We start from the raw sequence: 17,795 nt of genomic DNA, 5'->3' as shown, positions 1-17,795 counted from the left end.
ACCATGTCCAAAATGAAAACTCATCGCGGCGCGGCGAAGCGTTTCAAGCGTACCGGTTCCGGCAAGCTCTCCCGCAGCCATGCATACACTTCCCATATGTTCTCCAACAAAGAGCAAAAAGTGAAGCGCAAACTGCGCAAGCGCGGTACTGTACACAAGTCCGACCAAAAGCGTATCGAGCAAATGCTCACCTACCTGTAAGACTATTATTTTCTGTTTGAACACAGCATAGGAGGTTACTTAGAATGCCGAGAGTTAAAGGTGGTACTGTTACCCGCCGTCGCCATAAGAAAATCCTGAAGCTTGCACGCGGTTTCCGCGGTTCCAAGCATCGTCTGTTTAAAACTGCAAATGCACAGGTCATGAAGTCCCTGCTGTACGCATACCGTGACCGCCGCCAGAAGAAACGCGACTTCCGCAAACTGTGGATCGCTCGTATCAACGCAGCAGCTCGCATCAACGGTCTGTCCTACTCCAAGCTGGTTCACGGCTTGAAAGTAGCAGGCGTAGAAGTCAACCGCAAGATGCTGGCTGACCTCGCTGTTAACGATGCAGCAGCGTTTGCAGAACTGGCAAACCTGGCAAAATCGAAAGTAAACGCGTAACTTGCGCTGGAAAGGCCTGCTTCGGCAGGCCTTTTTTCGTATGATTGGGGTATGCTAGGAACAAAAGCTGCTTACCGAACGTGACCGATCAAGCATCGGCAAAGGGGGAAAACTACAATGGCAAAACAATTCGCGGTGGTCGGCCTTGGACGCTTCGGCACTTCTGTGGCGCGCACGCTGTACGAGATGGGCTACGATGTGCTGGGCATCGATTCGGATGATGACATCATTCAGGATATCGCCGACTTGGTCACGCATGCGGTGACGGCCGATTCGACCGATGAAAACGCGCTGAAGTCGATCGGCATCCGCAATTTTGACGTCGTCATCGTCGCGATCGGCAACGACGTGAAGAACAGCATTTTGACGACGCTGATTCTCAAAGAGCTCGGCGTGCAGTATATCGTCGTCAAAGCGCAGGATGAACTGCACGGCAAGGTGCTGGAGAAGATCGGGGCGGACAAAGTGGTCTATCCGGAGCGCGACATGGGCTACCGGGTGGCGCACAACCTGGTCTCGCCGAACATCCTGGATTATATTGAGCTGGCTCCCGACTATTCGATCTACGAGTTGCAGGCGCCGAGCAAATTTATCGGCAAGTCGCTGGAACAGCTCGACCTGCGCCGCCGTTACGGGGTCAACGTCATGGCGATCAAGCACGGCAAGGACATCAACATCTCGCCGATCGCGACCGACCTTCTGCATCAAGGGGATGTTCTGGTGGTGGTTGGGAAGAATGAAGATTTAGATGAGCTTGACGAAAACAGATAAAGGGTGAACAGACTCTGATGAATTTTGAACAGATTACGTCGGTCAAGAACGGCCGGGTCAAAGACTGGGCTGCGCTCAAGCAGAAGAAATATCGCAATCAGCAAGGGCTGTACATAGCGGAAGGCACGCGTCTGGTCGAAGATGCGGTGGCATCCGGGGCACCGATCGAAGCGGTGCTGCTCAGCGGTGACCTGCAGTCCGGGCGCTATGACAAGATCATCAACGGCCTCGCCTCGCTCGGCACCGCGGTGTATGAAGTGACGGAGTCGGTGATGGAGCACATTTCCGACACCAAGACGCCGCAGGGCGTGATCGCCGTGATCAAGCAGACGGCGGGCGACGCGGAAGGCTATTTGGCGAACAAGAACAACCCGCTGTATCTGGTGCTGGACGGGATCCAGGACCCGGGCAACCTCGGGACGATGATCCGCACCGCCGATGCGGTCGGCGCGACCGGCGTGTTCCTCGGCAAAACGTGTGTCGATCTCTACAATCCGAAAGTGGTGCGCTCGACCATGGGGTCGATGTACCACCTGCCGATTTTCGAAGTTGATCTGGAGCTGTTCCTGCCCGCGATGCAGCGCCAAGGCGTCGCCGTCGTCGGCACGGCGGTCGATGCAAAGAAGACGGTGTACCAGCACGATTTCACGCAAGGCACCGCACTGGTAATCGGTTCGGAAGCGCACGGCCTGAGCGCCGCTGTGACCGCGCTGGTCGACCACAACATCACCTTGCCGATGCCCGGACAGGCCGAATCGCTCAACGCGGCGATCGCCTCGTCGGTCATGCTCTACGAAGCGCTGCGCCAACGTTCGCACTAAGCGAAAGCGAGAGGCACTGCGAGCGGTGCCTTTTGTTGTTGAGGGAGGGTCTGGCACAGGCGGAAACTTGTGCATGGCAGGAACTTGCATGGTTCACCTGCTGGCGGGGCAGACTTCCTCTATGGAGGTGTTTGCAGTGAACCGACATCTGCTTGCGTTTGTGGTGAAACTGGGCTCAATGATCGCAGCTGTGTATTTTATTGCGCTGTTCTTCCCGCTCTGGGGGCAGGCCAACCTGTTCCATGCCGTGATGCTCGGTCTGATCATCGCCGTGCTCGGTTATGCGGCCGACCTGATCATCCCGCGGGCGGTGAACCAGATCGTCGCCGTCGCCGTCGACCTCGTGCTGGCCGCCCTCGTCGTTTTTGCCGGGAACTATTTTCTGCCCGGCATGAACGTCTCCTGGACGTTTGCCTGGTTTGTCGGCCTGCTCGTCGCCGGGATCGAGATTTTTTACCACTTTCAGTTCGTCCGCAAATCGAACGAACCGGTCGGCGAACCCGGACCCGACCGTTAGGGACGGCCTCATTTTGCACGTTTGCAGTTGCAAAGCTTTTTGCCCTGTACTATACTAAGTAATCAATAGCACAATCGAACAACCAACAGCATGGACGGAGAGAGTAAGCGCTCGGAAGCGTACAGGGAGAGGATGCCACAGACTGCAAGCATCCTTACGCGATGACGACCGCCGAAGTTCACTCCCGAGCTGCTTGCCTGAACGGTTCTTGCAACCTGTGTAGGGCAAGCCGGCAGCAGACTGCCGTTACCTGGAAACGAAGTGGAGCCGTGGGTGTTTTTGCCCATGCTCAATTAGGGTGGTACCGCGAAGACTTTCGTCCCTTGCCTGGGATGAAGGTCTTTTTTATTTTGGATACATGAAGCAGGAGGGAACACGAATGAAAGAACAGCTTGCTGTACTGAAAGAACAAGCGCTGGAGAAGCTGCAAGAGCAGACATCGCTGCAACAGCTCGGTGACTGGAAAGCGACCTACCTCGGCAAGAAAGGTGAACTGACCGCCGCTTTGCGCGGCATGAAAGACCTTAGCGCCGAAGAGCGTCCGGTAATCGGCGCTCTGGTCAACGAAGTGCGTGAAGCGCTGGAGCAAGCTCTGGAAGCGCGCGAGTCAGACTTGCGCCGCCAAGAGCGCGAGAAACGTCTGCGCGAAGAGACGATCGACGTCACCCTGCCCGGACGCAATGTTCCGCTTGGCAGCGAACATCCGTTGAACCGCCTGATCCGCGAGGCGGAAGAGATCTTCCTCGGCCTCGGCTTCCAGATCGCAGAAGGCCCGGAAGTAGAGACCGACTACAACAACTTCGGCGCTTTGAACGTGCCGAAGAACCACCCGGCCCGCGACATGCAGGACACCTTCTATATCTCGGAAGACATGCTGCTGCGCACGCAGACCTCCCCGGTGCAGGGCCGCGTGCTGCGCGCCAATGTGGAAGCGGCCAAACAGCGCGGCGAGACTTCGCCGCAGCCGGTGCGCATCATCGCGCCGGGTCGCGTGTACCGCCGCGATGACGACGACGCGACCCACTCTCACGTCTTCATGCAGATCGAAGGGCTGGTCGTTGACCGCAACATCCGCATGAGCGACCTGAAAGGCATTCTGACCTTGTTCACACAGCAGATGTTCGGTCAAGACGTGTCGATCCGCATGCGTCCGTCCTACTTCCCGTTCACCGAGCCGTCCACCGAAGTCGACGTCACCTGCTACACGTGCGGAGGCGAAGGCTGCCGCATCTGCAAGCAGACCGGCTGGATCGAGATCCTCGGCGCCGGCATGGTGCACCCGAACGTTTTGGAGATGGCCGGCTACGATCCGGAAGAGTTCACCGGGTTCGCATTCGGCATGGGCGTCGAGCGGATGGCGATGCGCCGCTACGGCATCGAAGACATCCGCCATTTCTATACCAACGATGTGCGCCTGATGTCGCAGTTCAAGTCTCGCGTGTAGCAGGAGGGAAAAACAATGAAAATCAGCTATCAATGGCTTCGTGAATATGTAGAAATCGGGGATCTCACCCCTGAACAGATCGGCGCCCTGCTCACCGACGCCGGCGTACCGGTCGAAGAATTTACCCCGCTCAACCTCGGCGTCACCGGTGTGGTCATCGGCCACGTCCTCGAGACTCGCCAGCATGAAAACGCCGACAAGCTCCGCGTCTGCACGATCGATGCCGGCACCGGCGAGCACCTGCAGATCGTCTGCGGCGCACCGAACGTGGCGCCGGGCCAGAAAGTTCCGGTCGCGGTGATCGGCTCCGTACTGCCGGGCGACTTCAAAATCAAAAGAGCCAAGCTGCGCGGCGTCGAATCGCAAGGCATGCTCTGCTCGGCCAAAGAGATCGGCCTGGACATCAAGCTGCTGCCGAAAGAGCAGACCGAAGGCTTGTACATTCTCCCGTCCGACGCACCGATCGGGACGGACATCACCGAATACCTGTACATGAACGACACGGTGCTCGAACTGGAACTGACGCCGAACCGTTCCGACCTGCTCAACTACCGCGGCGTCGCCTACGAAGTGGCTGCGCTGCTCGGCCGCGAAGTGAAGCTGAACGAAACGTTCAAGCCGCACGGTAACAGCGCGTCCCCGGCGACTGTGAAAATCGAATCGGAGAACTGCACCAAATACGCGGCTCAAGTGATCCAAGGCGTGACGATCGGCGAATCGCCGCTCTGGCTGCAGGCGAAACTGCTCTCCGTCGGCGTTCGCCCGATTAACAACGTCGTCGACGTCACCAACTTTGTGATGTTCGAGATGGGCCAGCCTTTGCATGCGTTCGACCTGAACAAAGTGGCGGAGAGCACGATCATCGTCCGCCAAGCGTATGATGGCGAAAAGCTGGTCACCCTCGACGGCAACGAGCGCACGCTCGACCATGGCATGCTCGTCATCGCCGACCCGCAAAAAGCGATCGGTCTGGCCGGCGTGATGGGCGGCGAGAACTCCGAAGTCGACGCTGCGACCACGGCGATCGTCCTCGAATCGGCCTATTTCGACCCGGCGACCACCCGCAAGACGGGCAAAGCGCTCGGCCTGAACTCCGAAGCGCAAAAGCGTTTCGAAAAAGGCATGATCGACCAAGGCATGGTCACAGCTGCCCTGCTCCGCGCAGCCGAGCTGATCGTCGAGCTCGCCGGCGGTGAGATCGTCGGCCAACCGATTGAAGTGGTGACAGGAGCGGCCGAGCCGCACGTTCTGCCGCTGCGTGCGGAGCGCGTGAACCAACTGCTCGGCACGGCGATCGAAGAAGGCGAAATGATCGCGATCCTGCGCCGCCTCGGCTTCGAAGTGTCCGGGTTCAAAGTGGACGGCGCCCACCATGTCACCCCGCCGACCCGCCGTCCGGATATGCTGCGCGAAGCAGACCTGATCGAAGAGATCGCCCGCGTCTACGGCTATGACAAGATCCCGGTCACCTTGCCGGAAGGGGCGCTCGTGCAAGGGCAGCTCTCGCCGGTGCAAAAGCTGCGTCGTTCCGCGCGCGAACTGCTGATCCACATGGGGCTGACCGAAGTGGTGACCTACTCGCTGATCCACATCGGCAATTTCGAGAAGCTGGGCCTTGCCACAGCGGGCTTCGAGAAGCAGCTGGAGCTGATGCATCCGCTGTCCGAAGAGCGCAACGCGCTGCGCACGCACATGTTGCCGTCCTTGGTCGAAGTGGTGCAGTACAACCGCAACCGCCGCGAAAACGACCTCGCGATCTTCGAGATCGGCAAAGTGTTCACCCCGCATGAGATCGATTCCGAACTGCCTCACGAACACTTCCGCCTGGCAGGTTTGGTCACCGGCAATTTCTCGCCGGTCGGCATCGGGGAAAAGGCCCGTCCGGTCGATTTCTTCACCGCCAAAGGCATCGTTGAAAACGTGCTGACCGGCCTTGGCATCTCCGGTGTCAGCTATGAGCGCACCGAGCTGCCGGGGATGCATCCGGGCCGCACCGCCCGCATTTTCCAAGGCGAGATGACGCTCGGCTTCGTCGGCGGCTTGCACCCGGAAGCGGAGGAGGCGGCCGAACTGGCGCCGACCTACTACTTCGAACTGGACGTCGAGCGCCTGCTGGCAGCGAAACACGGTGCGACCACCGTCACCGCGTCCCTGCCGAAGTTCCCGAGCATGGAACGCGACATCGCCGTGCTGGTCGACGTAGACGTTCCGGCCGGAGCGCTGCTCGACACGATCTACGCGAACGGCGGCGAACTGCTGGTCAGCGCGCGCATCTTCGATTTCTACCAAGGCGCTCAGGTGCCGGAGGGCAAGAAATCGATCGCGTATGCGCTGGTCTACCGCTCCGCAGAGCGCACGCTGACCGATGAAGAAGTGACGGCTGCGCATGAAAATGTGCTGCAGGCGCTCAAGGAAACGCATCACGCGGAACTTCGTGCCTAAGTGAGAAGGAATTTTTGACATGGAAGGCGAAGAGTGTGGGGAGTACAGAAAGGGGCGATTCCCTTGCCTAAGAATCCCAACGGATTTCAGACCAACGAATCGAACAAGATCAAAGCTGTCATTTACGGCCAAGACTATCAAATAAAAGGCAAAGCCCCGATTGAACATCTGCGGCTTGTCGCCATGCTCGTCGACCATAAGATGAAGGAAATCGGCGAAGGCAACCCGCGCCTCGACCTCAACCGGGTCGCGGTGCTCGCCGCCGTCAATGTGGCAGACGAATATTTGAAGCTGCGCCAAGAGTATGAGGAACTGCTGCGCGTGCTCGAACCGCAGGCCGTCTTGCACGCGGAGGATGGGGAAGAGTGACCGACATCATCATTGGATGCGGGATTCTGCTCGCGGCGATAAACGGCTGGCGCAACGGTCTGGTCAAGCAGATCGTCTCGCTGGTCGGCGTGTTTCTCGCCTTTTTCCTCGCGCGCAGCCTGCATGATACGTTTGCGCCGGTCGTCGCGCAATTTGTGCCGATGCCGACGCTGAGTACTGACAACCCGCTGCACCTGATCCCGGGGCTCAATCTCGAGGGGCAACTGCACAGCGGCATCGCGTTCATCGTGCTGTTCCTCGCGATCTTTCTGCTGATCAAACTGGTCGGCACGGTGCTCGACATGATCGCCAAGCTGCCCGGCCTGTCGATCATGAATCGCGTGTCCGGCCTCGTGCTCGGCACTATACTCGGCGTCATCGTGGCGGCCGTACTGGTCAACGTGCTGGCTTTGCTTCCGTATGATGCGCTGCAAGCGGCGCTCGAAGGATCACAGCTTGCCCAGCAGTTGATCACCAAGTTCGATTTCTTCAAGCTGAATCTGCCAACCGTTTGACAAAAAGCCCTGGAGCATGCTCCAGGGCTTTTCTGCCGTTCGATATAGGGGGGAACACGGCGGGAAAGCTAGTCGTCGCGGCGTTCGCTGCGACGTCCGCCGCCCATCATGCTGCCTTTCAGGCTGCCCGGGATGAACAGATCGATCAACCCGATGACGAGCGAAGCGAGAATGGCCCCCAGCAGCGTGACATGCATGCCCGGCACGAACCACTGTGCGGCGTAGATCACCGCAACACCGACGAGGAAGCCGACGATACCGCGGCCGTACGGGGACATTTTGCCACCGAACAATGCTTCTACCACCCAGCCGATGACGGCGATCACGACAGCAGCGAGCAGTGCCGACGTGAACGACAAGCGGTCAAAGCCCGGCACAAGCAGGCCGACCACCATCAACACCAAGGCGGATACGATAAAGCGGACAATAGCTCCAAGGATTGTCATCGCTACTTCATCCTCCTTTTCCTTTGATGTGTCTACCATGTGTTCCGTATCCAGTAGAGTGTCCACTTTTTTGGCGGATATGCTATAATAGATGAAATTTCGGGGGTGAAAGCCATGAATGAACGAGTACTGCGTGTGCTCGAGTATGATAAAATACGCGATGCTGTCGTGCGTTTGGCCAGCTCTTCCTTAGGGAAAGCAAGAGCTGAAGAATTGTATCCGTCTTCCGATTTGGCGGAGGTGGAATCATGGCAGCAGCTCACCGAGGAAGGTGTCACCGTCTACCGTTTGCGCGGGCTGATTCCGCTGGGCGGCATTCATGACATCCGCTCTTCGGTGCGCCGCGCGGCGCTGGGCGGGATCTTAGATGCACACGAAATGCTCGATACGGCAGATACGATTATGGCCGGTCGCCGCCTGAAGAAGTTTTTGCAGGACACGAACGAGGAGCAGGCCATGCCTGGCATGATGAGCCTCGCCGAGCTGCTGCCGGAGCTGAAGCAACTGGAAGATGACATTCGCCAGGTGGTCGATGACAACGGCGCGGTGCGCGACACCGCATCGTCCGACCTGCGCCGGATTCGCAGCGAGATGCGCACGCAGCAGGCGCGGATCAAGGAAAAGCTGGAGTCGATCATCCGCACGCCTTCCTATCAGAAGATGTTGCAGGACCCGATCATCACCCAGCGCAATGACCGCTACTGCGTGCCGGTCAAGGTCGAATACCGCGGCTCGTTTGACGGGATCGTGCACGACCAGTCGGCATCGGGCAGCACCTTGTATATCGAACCGGCATCGGTGGTGCGCCTCGCCAACGCTTTGCGGGAGCTGCAGATCAAAGAAGAGCGCGAAGTGCAGCGCATTTTGCAAGAGCTGTCCGCTTTGGTCGGCCAGCATGCGGCAGAACTGCAGGACGGGCAGGAGGCGCTCGCCGAGCTCGACTTTATTTTTGCCAAGACGACGTATGCCCGTGAACTGCGCGCCGTGCGTCCGCAGATGAACGATCAGGGCATCGTCCGCGTCAAGCGCGCCCGCCATCCGCTGATCGACCCGAGCGTGGTGGTGCCGTCCGACCTGCGCCTTGGCGAAGACTTCATTTTGCTGGTGATCACCGGACCCAACACAGGCGGCAAAACGGTCACCTTGAAGACGTTTGGCCTGCTCACGTTGATGGCGATGTCCGGTCTGCATGTGCCGACCGATGACGACAGCGTACTGTCCACTTTTGATGAAGTGTTTGCCGATATCGGGGATGAGCAGTCGATCGAGCAGTCCTTGTCGACGTTCTCGTCACATATGACGAACATCGTGCAGATCCTCGAGAAGGTCGACTTCCGCAGCCTCGTCCTGTTCGACGAGCTCGGCGCCGGCACCGACCCGACAGAAGGGGCGGCGCTGGCGATGTCGATCCTCGACTTTTTGAAAGAGCGCGGGGTGCGCACCGTTGCGACCACGCACTATTCGGAGCTGAAGGGCTATGCGTATAACGAGCCGAACGCGATCAACGCCTCGGTGGAATTTGACGTGCAGAGCCTGCGCCCGACCTACCGTCTGCTGATCGGGGTGCCGGGCCGCTCGAATGCGTTTGCGATCTCCGAACGCCTCGGTCTGCGCCGCGAGATCATCGAACACGCCCAGTCCCGCCTCACCACCGAAGACGTGGCGGTCGATGAGCTGATCCGCAAGCTGGAGCAGAATCAGGTCATCGCCAACCAGGAGCGCGAGCAGGCGGAAACGCTGCGCCGCGAGCTGGATGAGCTGATGGAAGAGTTCGAGAAGGAGAAAGAAGCGTTCTACCAGCAGAAAGACCGCATGATGGAGCGCGCTGAAGCGGAAGCCCGCAAAGCGGTGCAGAAGGCGGAGCAGGAAGCTGCCGAGATCGTCGAAGAACTGCGCCGCATCGCCGCCGAGGAGCGCGGACAGATCAAGGAGCATCGGCTGATCGAGCTGCGCAAAGAGCTGGAGGGCAAAGCGCCCAAGCTCAAGCGGGAAGCCAAAAAGCCGAAAGCCCAGCCCGCCGACCGTCCGCTGCAGTCGGGCGACCATGTGTCGGTGGTGCATCTGGGGCAAAAAGGACACATTCTCGAGATCAAAGGCAACCAGGTGCTCATCCAGATCGGCATGATCAAAACGAAAGTTAAGAAAGACCAGTTGGAACTGCTGGCGCCTGAGAAAGAGCCGACCCGGACCATCGTGGGCCGCAAGCAGGTGGAAGCGAAACACGTCTCGATGGAGCTCGACCTGCGCGGGGCGAACGTCGAAGAAGGCATCTACGCGATCGACAAAAAGATTGACGATGCGTTGCTGGCCGGTCTTGGCACCTTGCATCTCATTCACGGCAAAGGCACCGGTGCGCTGCGCACCGGTGTGCAGGAATACTTGCGTACCCACCGCCAAGTCAAGTCTTACCGCTACGGCGTGGAAGGCGAAGGCGGCAACGGCGTGACCGTTGTGACGCTGAAGTAAACCGACAAAAAACCACCCGGCCACTGTTCGCAGTGGCCGGGTGGTTTTTTATTGGGTCGGTGTGCCTTGTGCTGTAGCGGACGGCGTGGAGCGTTTGCCGTTCGCGTCACTGGCAAGCACGCGGTAGAAATACTTTTGTCCGGTGGACAGCCCGGTGTCAAAATAGCCGGTGTCGCTGGTCTCCCCAAGCGGCACCCATGTTGCGCCGTCGGTGCTGCGCTCGATCGAATAGGAGATCGCCCCGCGGGACGCTTTCCAGCCGATGACGAGCGAGTTGCCCGATTTCGGATCGGTGACCGTGACGCCGCTCGGAGCAGGAACGCTTGCCGGCTGTCCGGGATCGGTTCCGCCGCCGCTCAGTGCGCCAGGCACGGGGGCGGATGCGTTCGACTCTTTGCCGCCTGCGACAGAGGCGACTTTGTAGAAGAAGGTCACGCCCGGCATCGCGCCGACATCGTCAAACGAGGTGCTGCTCCCCGTGCCGATGCGCTGGTAGCTGCCGGACGGCTCGTCGCTGCGGTAGATCGCATAGCCGGTGGCGCCGGTGACCGACTGCCAGGAGATGGTCAGCCCGACGGCTCCAGGCTGGACCTGCACGCCGCTTGGCGGGGCCAGTTGCACAGCGCCCGGCGTGGCGGTGACCGACTTGCTCGGGTCAGACTGCAGCCCTTCTTTGTCGATCGAAACGATGCGGTAAGCGTATTGCTTGCCTTTTTTCACCGTGGTGTCGGTGAAGGAGGTCGTCTTGACTTCGCTGATGATCTGGAACGGACCGGCTTCGCTGTCTGCGCGAAGCACGAGGTAGCTCGTCGCCGCACTGACGCCTTTCCAGCTCAGGCTGACCGACGTGTCGGTCGTGGCGGTGACTTCGACGCTGCCCGGTACGCGGGTCGTGCCAAGCTCTGCTACGTCGCTGCGCGGGTCCTTGTCGCTCGGGAGCTCCTTCTCATGGTCGAGCGGGAGCCAGCGCTTGTCGTTGTTCGGCAAGGTGTATTTTTCACGCTTGATGAAGATGCCTTCTTTGACCAGATACGACGGCGTGGAGTCGTTGGCGAGGTACTTCTTGTCGCCGACTTCGTAGTATTTGGCTTTGACGTGCACATCGCAGGACTCGGTCGGCGCAGTGCCGGCGAGGAACAGCTCGGTGGTGACGGTGTGCTCCGCCTGGCACAGCTCAGTCGGGATCTTGCCGGAGAGTCTGCAGACGGTCACTTGACGGACACCGCCAGGATTGCCCGGGAAGCTTGTCGTGCGATTTTCGATCATCGGCAGCACGTCGGTCATGATCGTGCTCCACAGCGTCTTCGGCAGGTTCTTCTGATAGGTGGAATTTAAGGTGTACGGGATGTTGTAGCCGGCCCAGACGCCAAGCGTCACGTCCGGCGTATACCCGATAAACCACGCGTCTTTGTCCACGTCGGTCGAACCGGTCTTGCCCGCCACGTCATAACCGGAGAAGCGGGCGCCGACATCGGAGGCGGTGCCTTTGCGCACGACGTCTTTGAGCATGTCGGTCAGAATGTAGGCGGTGTTCGGATTGAACACTTGTGCCGTCGCCGATTTGTGCTGGTAGATCGGATGTCCGTCGCGGTCTTTGATCACGTTGATCAGGTACGCATCGTGCGTAACGCCCATGTTCGGCAGCGTCGAGTAGGCGTTGGTCGCCTCGGTGACCGTCAGGCCGTGGGAGAGGCCGCCGATCGCAGCTGCCAGGTTGTTGTCGGTGTCTTCCAGCGTCGTGATGCCCATCTGACGCAGGAAATCAAGCCCTGCGGTGGGCGTCAGTTGGTGGAACATTTTCAAGGCCGGAATGTTGTAGGACTGCTCCAGCGCGGTGCGGACGGTCATCAGCCCGTGGAACTTGCTGTCCCAGTTCTTCGGGAAGTATTTGCCGTCCGCCGCGTTTTGGTCCGGCCAGACCATCGGCACATCGTCGATCGCCGAGCCGGAACCGATCATTTTCTTCTCAATCGCCGGGCCGTAGACGGCGATCGGCTTCATCGTCGAGCCGGGCTGGCGCGGTTGGGTCGCATGGTTGACCTGGTCGACCTCATACTTGCGGCCGCCCGCCATGGCGAGGATCTGGCCCGATTTGTTTTCGATCAAGGTCGCGCCGGACTGCATCATCGCGTTTTCGACGACGATCTGTTTGCCGGCGTCGTCGGTGATCGTGTAGGAGATGTTCTCCGGGTAGAGCTCATCGTTGTCGATCACCGCATCGAGCTTGTTTTGCATCTTGCGGTTGATCGTGGTGTGAATCTCATAGCCGCCGCGGAACAGCGCTTCGCGGGCTTTGTCGAGCGATTCGTACTTGCCGGTGTCAAACAGCTGCTGAGCTGCGCGCTCTTCCACCTCGGCGGTCAAGTGCGCAAATTCGCCGCCTTGCACGGCCGTTTTTTCCTTATGCTGCTGGATATCCTTGGCGACATCGTACGCCTTGGCTTCCTGGTATTCCGTCTGGGTGATGAAGCCTACTTTGAGCATTTCCTGCAAAATGTACTCTTGGCGCTCTAACGTCGCATCGAGATTGGTATACGGATTAAATAGACTCGGGTTATTCGGCAGCGAAGCCATGATGGTCGCCTGCGCCAGATTGAGGTCTTTGGACGGAATCCCGAAGATCGCCTTCGACGCGCGTTCAATCCCGTACAGGTTGGCCGGGCCTGATTTGCCAAAATAAATCCAGTTCAAATAGGTAAGCATAATTTCATCTTTGGTCAGCTGCTGTTCGAGCTGAATCGCCAGTGCCGCTTCCTGCACCTTGCGTTCCAAAGAGCGTTCCTGCTCTGGGAACATCGCATTCTTGATCGTCTGCTGCGTGATCGTGGAAGCGCCGGAGACGATGTCGCCGCCGATCACGTTCTGAATGCCTGCGCGTGCGATCGCGTACGGATTGACGCCAAAGTGTTCGTAAAAATTCTTGTCTTCCGCAGCGACAAACGCATCCACCACAAAAGGTGAAGTATCCTGCAGCGAGTTGATCAGCTCGCGGTCGCCGTCGCCTTGCAGTTCGAACATGAATTGTCCTTCGCTGTCGAACACTTTGGTCTTGGCAGCCATGTTGGTGATCGCATTGAGATCGAGATCAGGAGCTTTCTTGACCAGCGAAGCAACAAAGCCGGCCGCCGCACCGCCGCCGATGATCGTCACGGCAAGGAACAGGAATAAGAAGACTTTGACAAATTTGAGCCAGCGCCGTTTCTTCTTTTTCGGTTTCTTTTTGTGCTGATCGGTTCGGGTGTTGTTCTCTTCCATATATAGCGTCCTCCCCCTTATCTAGTCTATTATACCACAGGTCAATCGGTGGACAAGAAATGACAGGTTGGGACTTGTTTCTACAGAAGGACAACTTGACAGCGATCGGAGGCCCTGCTATTATTTATCGCATATATTGTGCTGTCTATGACAAAATCATACAGAACAGGCAATGAAGGAGCGAGTAGCGTTTTGTTGGATTGTGCAGAGAGCCGGTGGTCGCTGTGAACCGGTCAGTCCCAGACGTGAAGTACACTCCGGAGCCGCTTGGAGGCAATGCCAAGCCGGTCACGCGTGTGGCCGTTACTGCAACGAAGGAGCTTGCGCGACAGACGCAGGCTGCTTAGGGTGGTACCGCGAGTTCGAACCTCGTCCCTATTTGGGACGGGGTTTTTTGTATTTTGATCTAACAATTTGGAGGGATATGAATGACCACGCAAGAACAAACACTCGATCCGCAGCTGCAAGCGGAAATTGACCGCCAACTCGCGACGATCCGCCGCGGCGCCGTCGAGATCATTCCGGAAGAAGAACTGACCGCCAAGCTGAAGAAATCGCTGACCAAAGGCAAGCCGCTGCACATCAAACTCGGTCTCGACCCGTCCGCGCCGGACATCCACCTCGGCCATACCGTCGTGCTGCAAAAGATGCGCCAGTTCCAAGACCTCGGCCATCACGTGACGATCATCATCGGCGACTACACCGGGATGATCGGCGACCCGACCGGCAAATCGGAGACCCGCAAACAGCTGACTCCGGAGCAGGTCAAGCAAAATGCTGAGACCTACGTCACCCAGCTTTACAAAGTTCTCGATCAGACCAAGACGAGCATCCGCTACAACTCCGAATGGCTCGCTCCGATGAATTTTGCCGATGTCATCGGGCTGGCGGCGAAAACGACCGTGGCGCGCATGCTGGAACGCGATGATTTTGAGAAGCGCTACAACTCGCAGCAGCCGATCTCGCTGCATGAGTTTTTCTACCCGCTGATGCAGGGCTACGATTCGGTGGCGCTGGAGTGTGACGTGGAGCTCGGCGGCACCGACCAGAAGTTCAACTTGCTGATGGGCCGCATGCTGCAGAAGGAGTACGGCAAAGAGCAGCAGATCATCTTGACCATGCCGCTGATCGAAGGTCTCGACGGCGTGCAGAAGATGTCCAAGTCGCTCGGCAACTACATCGGCATCGACGAAGCGCCGAATGAGATGTACGGCAAGACGATGTCGATCCCGGATGAACTGATGGTGAAATACTACGAGCTGGTCACCGACTTGCCGACCGGGGAAGTCGAAGCGATCAAGGCCGGTTTTGCCAGCGGCGAATTGCATCCCCGCGATCTGAAGATGCGCCTCGGACGCGAGATCGTTCGCATGTACCACGGCGAGGAAGCGGCATTGGCAGCAGAAGAGAACTTCAAGACGATCTTCCAGAAGCGCGCGCTGCCGACAGACATTCCGGAAGTGACGGTGGAAGCGGGCACGGTGTGGATCGTCAAGCTCCTCGTCGACCTCGGCATGGCGCCGTCGAACGGCGAAGCGCGCCGTCTCGTGCAGCAGGGCGGTGTGAAGATCAACGAAGAAAAAGTCGACGCGGCCGATGCGCAGATCGAGCTCGCCGACGGCATGGTCGTGCAAGCCGGCAAACGCAAATTTGCGAAAATCAAACTGGGTTAAGAGCTCCATGTGATGAAGAGGAGGACCTCCGGAAACGGGGGTCTTTTTCTTCCTATTTATTAAGGAATAGCTGCAGATCTTGGCCGATCGGGGCAGCAAATGAGGGCGTAAAATTGCAGGAGGAGCAGGAGAAACTAGAAGCAACCATCTGGTTGCAGCTCTTGGAATTTTCTGAATCTGTTGTCGGAAAAGAAGTGTGCTACCATATGGGCGTTAAAAATGGACGTCCAGGGGAGGATGGTAATGGAGAACCAGGCAATCTTTGCAATCGGCATTTTTCTGGTTACATACGCCTTGATCGTATCGGAAAAGTTGCATCGGACGATCGTCGCGATGATCGGCGGCATTTTGATGGTCGCGTTTGGTATCATCGATCAGGAGACGGCGATTCATCATATCGACCTGAACACGATCGGACTGTTGATCGGGATGATGATCCTCGTGTCGATCACCGGGCAGACCGGCGTGTTCAAGTACCTCGCAATCAAAGCGGCAAAGCTGGCCGGCGGGCACCCGGTGAAAATTTTGATCTACTTGTCGCTGATCACCGCGCTGTTGTCGGCGCTGCTCGATAACGTCACGACGGTGTTGTTGATCGTGCCGGTCACGTTCTCGATCGCGCGTCAGCTCAACGTCAACCCGGTGCCGTATTTGATCTCGGAGGTGCTGGCTTCGAACGTCGGCGGCACCGCCACACTGATTGGCGACCCGCCGAACATCATGATCGGCAGCGCTGTGCCGGAGCTTTCGTTTATGGAATTCATCTATAACCTTACCCCGGTAGCGGCGCTGATCCTCGTTGTGACGGTCGCGTTGCTGGCGTTGATCTACCGCGGTCAACTCAAAGCGGATGAGGAGCGCCAAAAGCGGATCATGTCGCTCAATGAGCGGGGGGAGCTGCAGGATCTGACACTGTTGAAAAAGTCATTGACGGTGTTGGCGCTGACGATTGTCGGCTTCGGACTGCACCAGGCGCTGCATCTGGAATCGGCTACGGTGGCGCTGAGCGGCGCGTTTCTGCTCTTGCTCCTGACCGGCGAAAAGTATTTGGAGCAGGCGTTGGAGCGGGTGGAGTGGACGACGATCTTCTTCTTCGTCGGGCTGTTCGTGCTGGTCGCAGGCCTGATGGAGACGGGTGTGATCTCGGCGCTGGCTTCGCAGGCGGTGGAACTGACCGGCGGGGATCTGACCTCGACGACGATGCTGATCCTGTGGATGAGCGCGATCGCGTCGGCGTTTGTGGATAACATTCCGTTTGTGGCAACGATGATCCCGATGATCAAAGAGATGGGGGTGCTTGGCATAACCAATCTCGAACCGCTGTGGTGGAGCTTGGCGCTCGGTGCCTGCCTCGGCGGCAACGGGACGGTGATCGGAGCGAGCGCGAACGTGATCGTGATCGGTCTGGCGGCGAAAGAAGGCTACAAGATTTCGTTTGTGAAGTTCTTGCTGGTCGGTTTCCCGCTGATGATCATCTCGATTCTGATCTCGACGGTATATCTGTATCTGCGCTATCTGTAAGCAGAAGTTGTGAGATGCGTGTGGCAAGCGCCTGGCCGATTGGAGCGGTCAGGCGCTTTTTGTCGGATGAAGCAGGATGGATGAGAGAAGTGAAGTTGGTTATGCCGGTTGGCCGAATTTGTTTTGATTTTCGCTATTTGTGTGATTGATAGGTCTGCCGGGGCCGTGGTAAGATACTCTTCGTTGCCGCGAGAGAGCGGACAACACACGAAACACCACAACGTCGGAATGTAGCGCAGCTTGGTAGCGCGCACGCTTCGGGAGCGTGAGGTCCAGGGTTCGAATCCCTGCATTCCGACCATTTTTCTGCTTACTAGATTGATCCTTGAAAACTAAACGAGTGTTACAGAGATGAGATACGAGTCAAGATACAAGCTTTCTAACTTTTATTGAGAGTTTGATCCTGGCTCAGGACGAACGCTGGCGGCGTGCCTAATACATGCAAGTCGAGCGGACTGGAGGGAGCTTGCTCCCAAAGGTTAGCGGCGGACGGGTGAGTAACACGTGGGCAATCTGCCCGACAGACCGGGATAACGCTTGGAAACGAGTGCTAATACCGGATAGGCTTCTCCTTCGCATGAGGGAGAAGAGAAAGAAGCTTTCGCTTCACTGTCGGATGAGCCCGCGGCGCATTAGCTAGTTGGTGAGGTAACGGCTCACCAAGGCGACGATGCGTAGCCGACCTGAGAGGGTGACCGGCCACACTGGGACTGAGACACGGCCCAGACTCCTACGGGAGGCAGCAGTAGGGAATCTTCCACAATGGGCGCAAGCCTGATGGAGCAACGCCGCGTGAATGATGAAGGCCTTCGGGTTGTAAAATTCTGTCTTCTGTGAAGAACAAGTGCGAGAAGGGAATGCTCGCACCCTGACGGTAACAGAGGAGGAAGCCCCGGCTAACTACGTGCCAGCAGCCGCGGTAATACGTAGGGGGCAAGCGTTGTCCGGAA

The 17,795-nt window shown here is 58.2% G+C and carries 14 protein-coding genes, 1 tRNA gene, 1 rRNA gene and 2 other annotated features; of the genes, 14 read left to right on the top strand and 2 right to left on the bottom strand.

The genetic code is table 11. The annotated features are described in order from the left end of the window. Positions 1-3 precede the first annotated feature (3 nt). The 9 genes from rpmI (at position 4) to EV586_RS13690 (ending at position 7,484) form a co-directional block, all read left to right on the top strand. A complete protein-coding gene (gene rpmI / locus EV586_RS13730; protein WP_087455045.1) occupies positions 4-201 on the top strand; it encodes a 50S ribosomal protein L35 in 198 nt (65 codons plus the stop codon). 44 nt (positions 202-245) lie between these two features. Next, the gene (rplT, locus tag EV586_RS13725) at positions 246-605 is read left to right on the top strand and encodes a 50S ribosomal protein L20 (RefSeq protein ID WP_132945693.1); all 360 of its coding nucleotides are present in this window, start codon (positions 246-248) and stop codon (positions 603-605) included. A gap of 117 nt (positions 606-722) precedes the next feature. Further along, entirely contained in the window at positions 723-1,376 is a 654-nt protein-coding gene (locus EV586_RS13720; RefSeq protein ID WP_132945692.1) for a potassium channel family protein, read from the top strand. A gap of 17 nt (positions 1,377-1,393) precedes the next feature. After that, positions 1,394-2,197, top strand: a complete 804-nt coding sequence (locus EV586_RS13715) for a TrmH family RNA methyltransferase (protein ID WP_132945691.1) — start codon at positions 1,394-1,396, stop codon at positions 2,195-2,197. A gap of 136 nt (positions 2,198-2,333) precedes the next feature. After that, complete coding sequence (locus EV586_RS13710; RefSeq protein ID WP_165898599.1) at positions 2,334-2,714, top strand: DUF2512 family protein; 381 nt, start codon at positions 2,334-2,336, stop codon at positions 2,712-2,714. Positions 2,715-2,796: 82 nt separating this feature from the next. After that, positions 2,797-3,041 (top strand) — a binding site (T-box leader). Between the two features lie 52 nt (positions 3,042-3,093). Then, positions 3,094-4,158, top strand: coding sequence for a phenylalanine--tRNA ligase subunit alpha (pheS, locus tag EV586_RS13705; protein ID WP_132945689.1), 1,065 nt, complete (start codon positions 3,094-3,096; stop codon positions 4,156-4,158). A 15-nt stretch (positions 4,159-4,173) separates the two neighbouring features. Beyond that, on the top strand, positions 4,174-6,600 hold the full coding sequence (gene pheT, locus EV586_RS13700) for a phenylalanine--tRNA ligase subunit beta (RefSeq protein WP_132945688.1): 2,427 nt from the start codon (positions 4,174-4,176) through the stop codon (positions 6,598-6,600). A 63-nt stretch (positions 6,601-6,663) separates the two neighbouring features. Then, entirely contained in the window at positions 6,664-6,969 is a 306-nt protein-coding gene (zapA, locus tag EV586_RS13695) for a cell division protein ZapA (RefSeq protein ID WP_132945687.1), read from the top strand. Beyond that, positions 6,966-7,484 carry a CvpA family protein gene (locus EV586_RS13690; protein WP_132945686.1) on the top strand — a complete coding sequence of 173 codons (519 nt, stop codon included), beginning with the start codon at positions 6,966-6,968 and terminating at the stop codon, positions 7,482-7,484. The genes zapA and EV586_RS13690 overlap by 4 nt, the downstream gene beginning before the upstream one ends. Before the next feature lie 68 nt (positions 7,485-7,552). On the opposite strand, the gene EV586_RS13685 is transcribed toward EV586_RS13690, so the two are convergent. Next, on the bottom strand, positions 7,553-7,930 hold the full coding sequence (locus EV586_RS13685) for a phage holin family protein (RefSeq protein WP_132945685.1): 378 nt from the start codon (positions 7,928-7,930) through the stop codon (positions 7,553-7,555). Positions 7,931-8,044: 114 nt separating this feature from the next. Here EV586_RS13685 and EV586_RS13680 point away from each other — a divergent pair, with 114 nt between their 5' ends. After that, positions 8,045-10,396, top strand: a complete 2,352-nt coding sequence (locus tag EV586_RS13680) for an endonuclease MutS2 (RefSeq protein ID WP_132945684.1) — start codon at positions 8,045-8,047, stop codon at positions 10,394-10,396. A 48-nt stretch (positions 10,397-10,444) separates the two neighbouring features. Here the strand turns inward: EV586_RS13680 and EV586_RS13675 are convergent, their stop codons facing one another. Further along, positions 10,445-13,651, bottom strand: coding sequence for a transglycosylase domain-containing protein (locus EV586_RS13675; RefSeq protein ID WP_132945683.1), 3,207 nt, complete (start codon positions 13,649-13,651; stop codon positions 10,445-10,447). A gap of 163 nt (positions 13,652-13,814) precedes the next feature. Continuing rightward, positions 13,815-14,031 (top strand) — a binding site (T-box leader). A gap of 48 nt (positions 14,032-14,079) precedes the next feature. Here EV586_RS13675 and tyrS point away from each other — a divergent pair. The 4 genes from tyrS to EV586_RS13655 form a co-directional block, all read left to right on the top strand. Continuing rightward, entirely contained in the window at positions 14,080-15,324 is a 1,245-nt protein-coding gene (tyrS, locus tag EV586_RS13670) for a tyrosine--tRNA ligase (RefSeq protein WP_132945682.1), read from the top strand. Positions 15,325-15,567: 243 nt separating this feature from the next. Beyond that, positions 15,568-16,845, top strand: a complete 1,278-nt coding sequence (locus EV586_RS13665; RefSeq protein ID WP_243653044.1) for an ArsB/NhaD family transporter — start codon at positions 15,568-15,570, stop codon at positions 16,843-16,845. Positions 16,846-17,069: 224 nt separating this feature from the next. Further along, positions 17,070-17,146: transfer RNA gene (locus EV586_RS13660), tRNA-Pro, on the top strand. An 84-nt stretch (positions 17,147-17,230) separates the two neighbouring features. Beyond that, positions 17,231-17,795, top strand: a 16S ribosomal RNA gene (locus EV586_RS13655); the annotation flags it as partial.

It is taken from the genome of Tumebacillus sp. BK434 (assembly GCF_004340785.1).
In the GTDB taxonomy this organism is placed as follows: Bacteria; Bacillota; Bacilli; order Tumebacillales; family Tumebacillaceae; genus Tumebacillus_A.
Note: the sequence above shows the minus strand (reverse complement) of the source record. Positions and strands in the feature narration are given on the sequence as shown.

Excerpts from the sequence above, each read along its gene's own strand:
- rpmI (WP_087455045.1), top strand. The coding sequence starts at position 4 with ATGTCCAAAATGAAAACTCATCGCGGCGCGGCGAAGCGTTTCAAGCGT.
- rplT (WP_132945693.1), top strand. The coding sequence starts at position 246 with ATGCCGAGAGTTAAAGGTGGTACTGTTACCCGCCGTCGCCATAAGAAA.
- EV586_RS13720 (WP_132945692.1), top strand. The coding sequence starts at position 723 with ATGGCAAAACAATTCGCGGTGGTCGGCCTTGGACGCTTCGGCACTTCT.
- EV586_RS13715 (WP_132945691.1), top strand. The coding sequence starts at position 1,394 with ATGAATTTTGAACAGATTACGTCGGTCAAGAACGGCCGGGTCAAAGAC.
- pheS (WP_132945689.1), top strand. The coding sequence starts at position 3,094 with ATGAAAGAACAGCTTGCTGTACTGAAAGAACAAGCGCTGGAGAAGCTG.
- pheT (WP_132945688.1), top strand. The coding sequence starts at position 4,174 with ATGAAAATCAGCTATCAATGGCTTCGTGAATATGTAGAAATCGGGGAT.
- EV586_RS13685 (WP_132945685.1), bottom strand. The coding sequence starts at position 7,930 with ATGACAATCCTTGGAGCTATTGTCCGCTTTATCGTATCCGCCTTGGTG.
- EV586_RS13680 (WP_132945684.1), top strand. The coding sequence starts at position 8,045 with ATGAATGAACGAGTACTGCGTGTGCTCGAGTATGATAAAATACGCGAT.
- EV586_RS13675 (WP_132945683.1), bottom strand. The coding sequence starts at position 13,651 with ATGGAAGAGAACAACACCCGAACCGATCAGCACAAAAAGAAACCGAAA.
- tyrS (WP_132945682.1), top strand. The coding sequence starts at position 14,080 with ATGACCACGCAAGAACAAACACTCGATCCGCAGCTGCAAGCGGAAATT.
- EV586_RS13665 (WP_243653044.1), top strand. The coding sequence starts at position 15,568 with ATGGAGAACCAGGCAATCTTTGCAATCGGCATTTTTCTGGTTACATAC.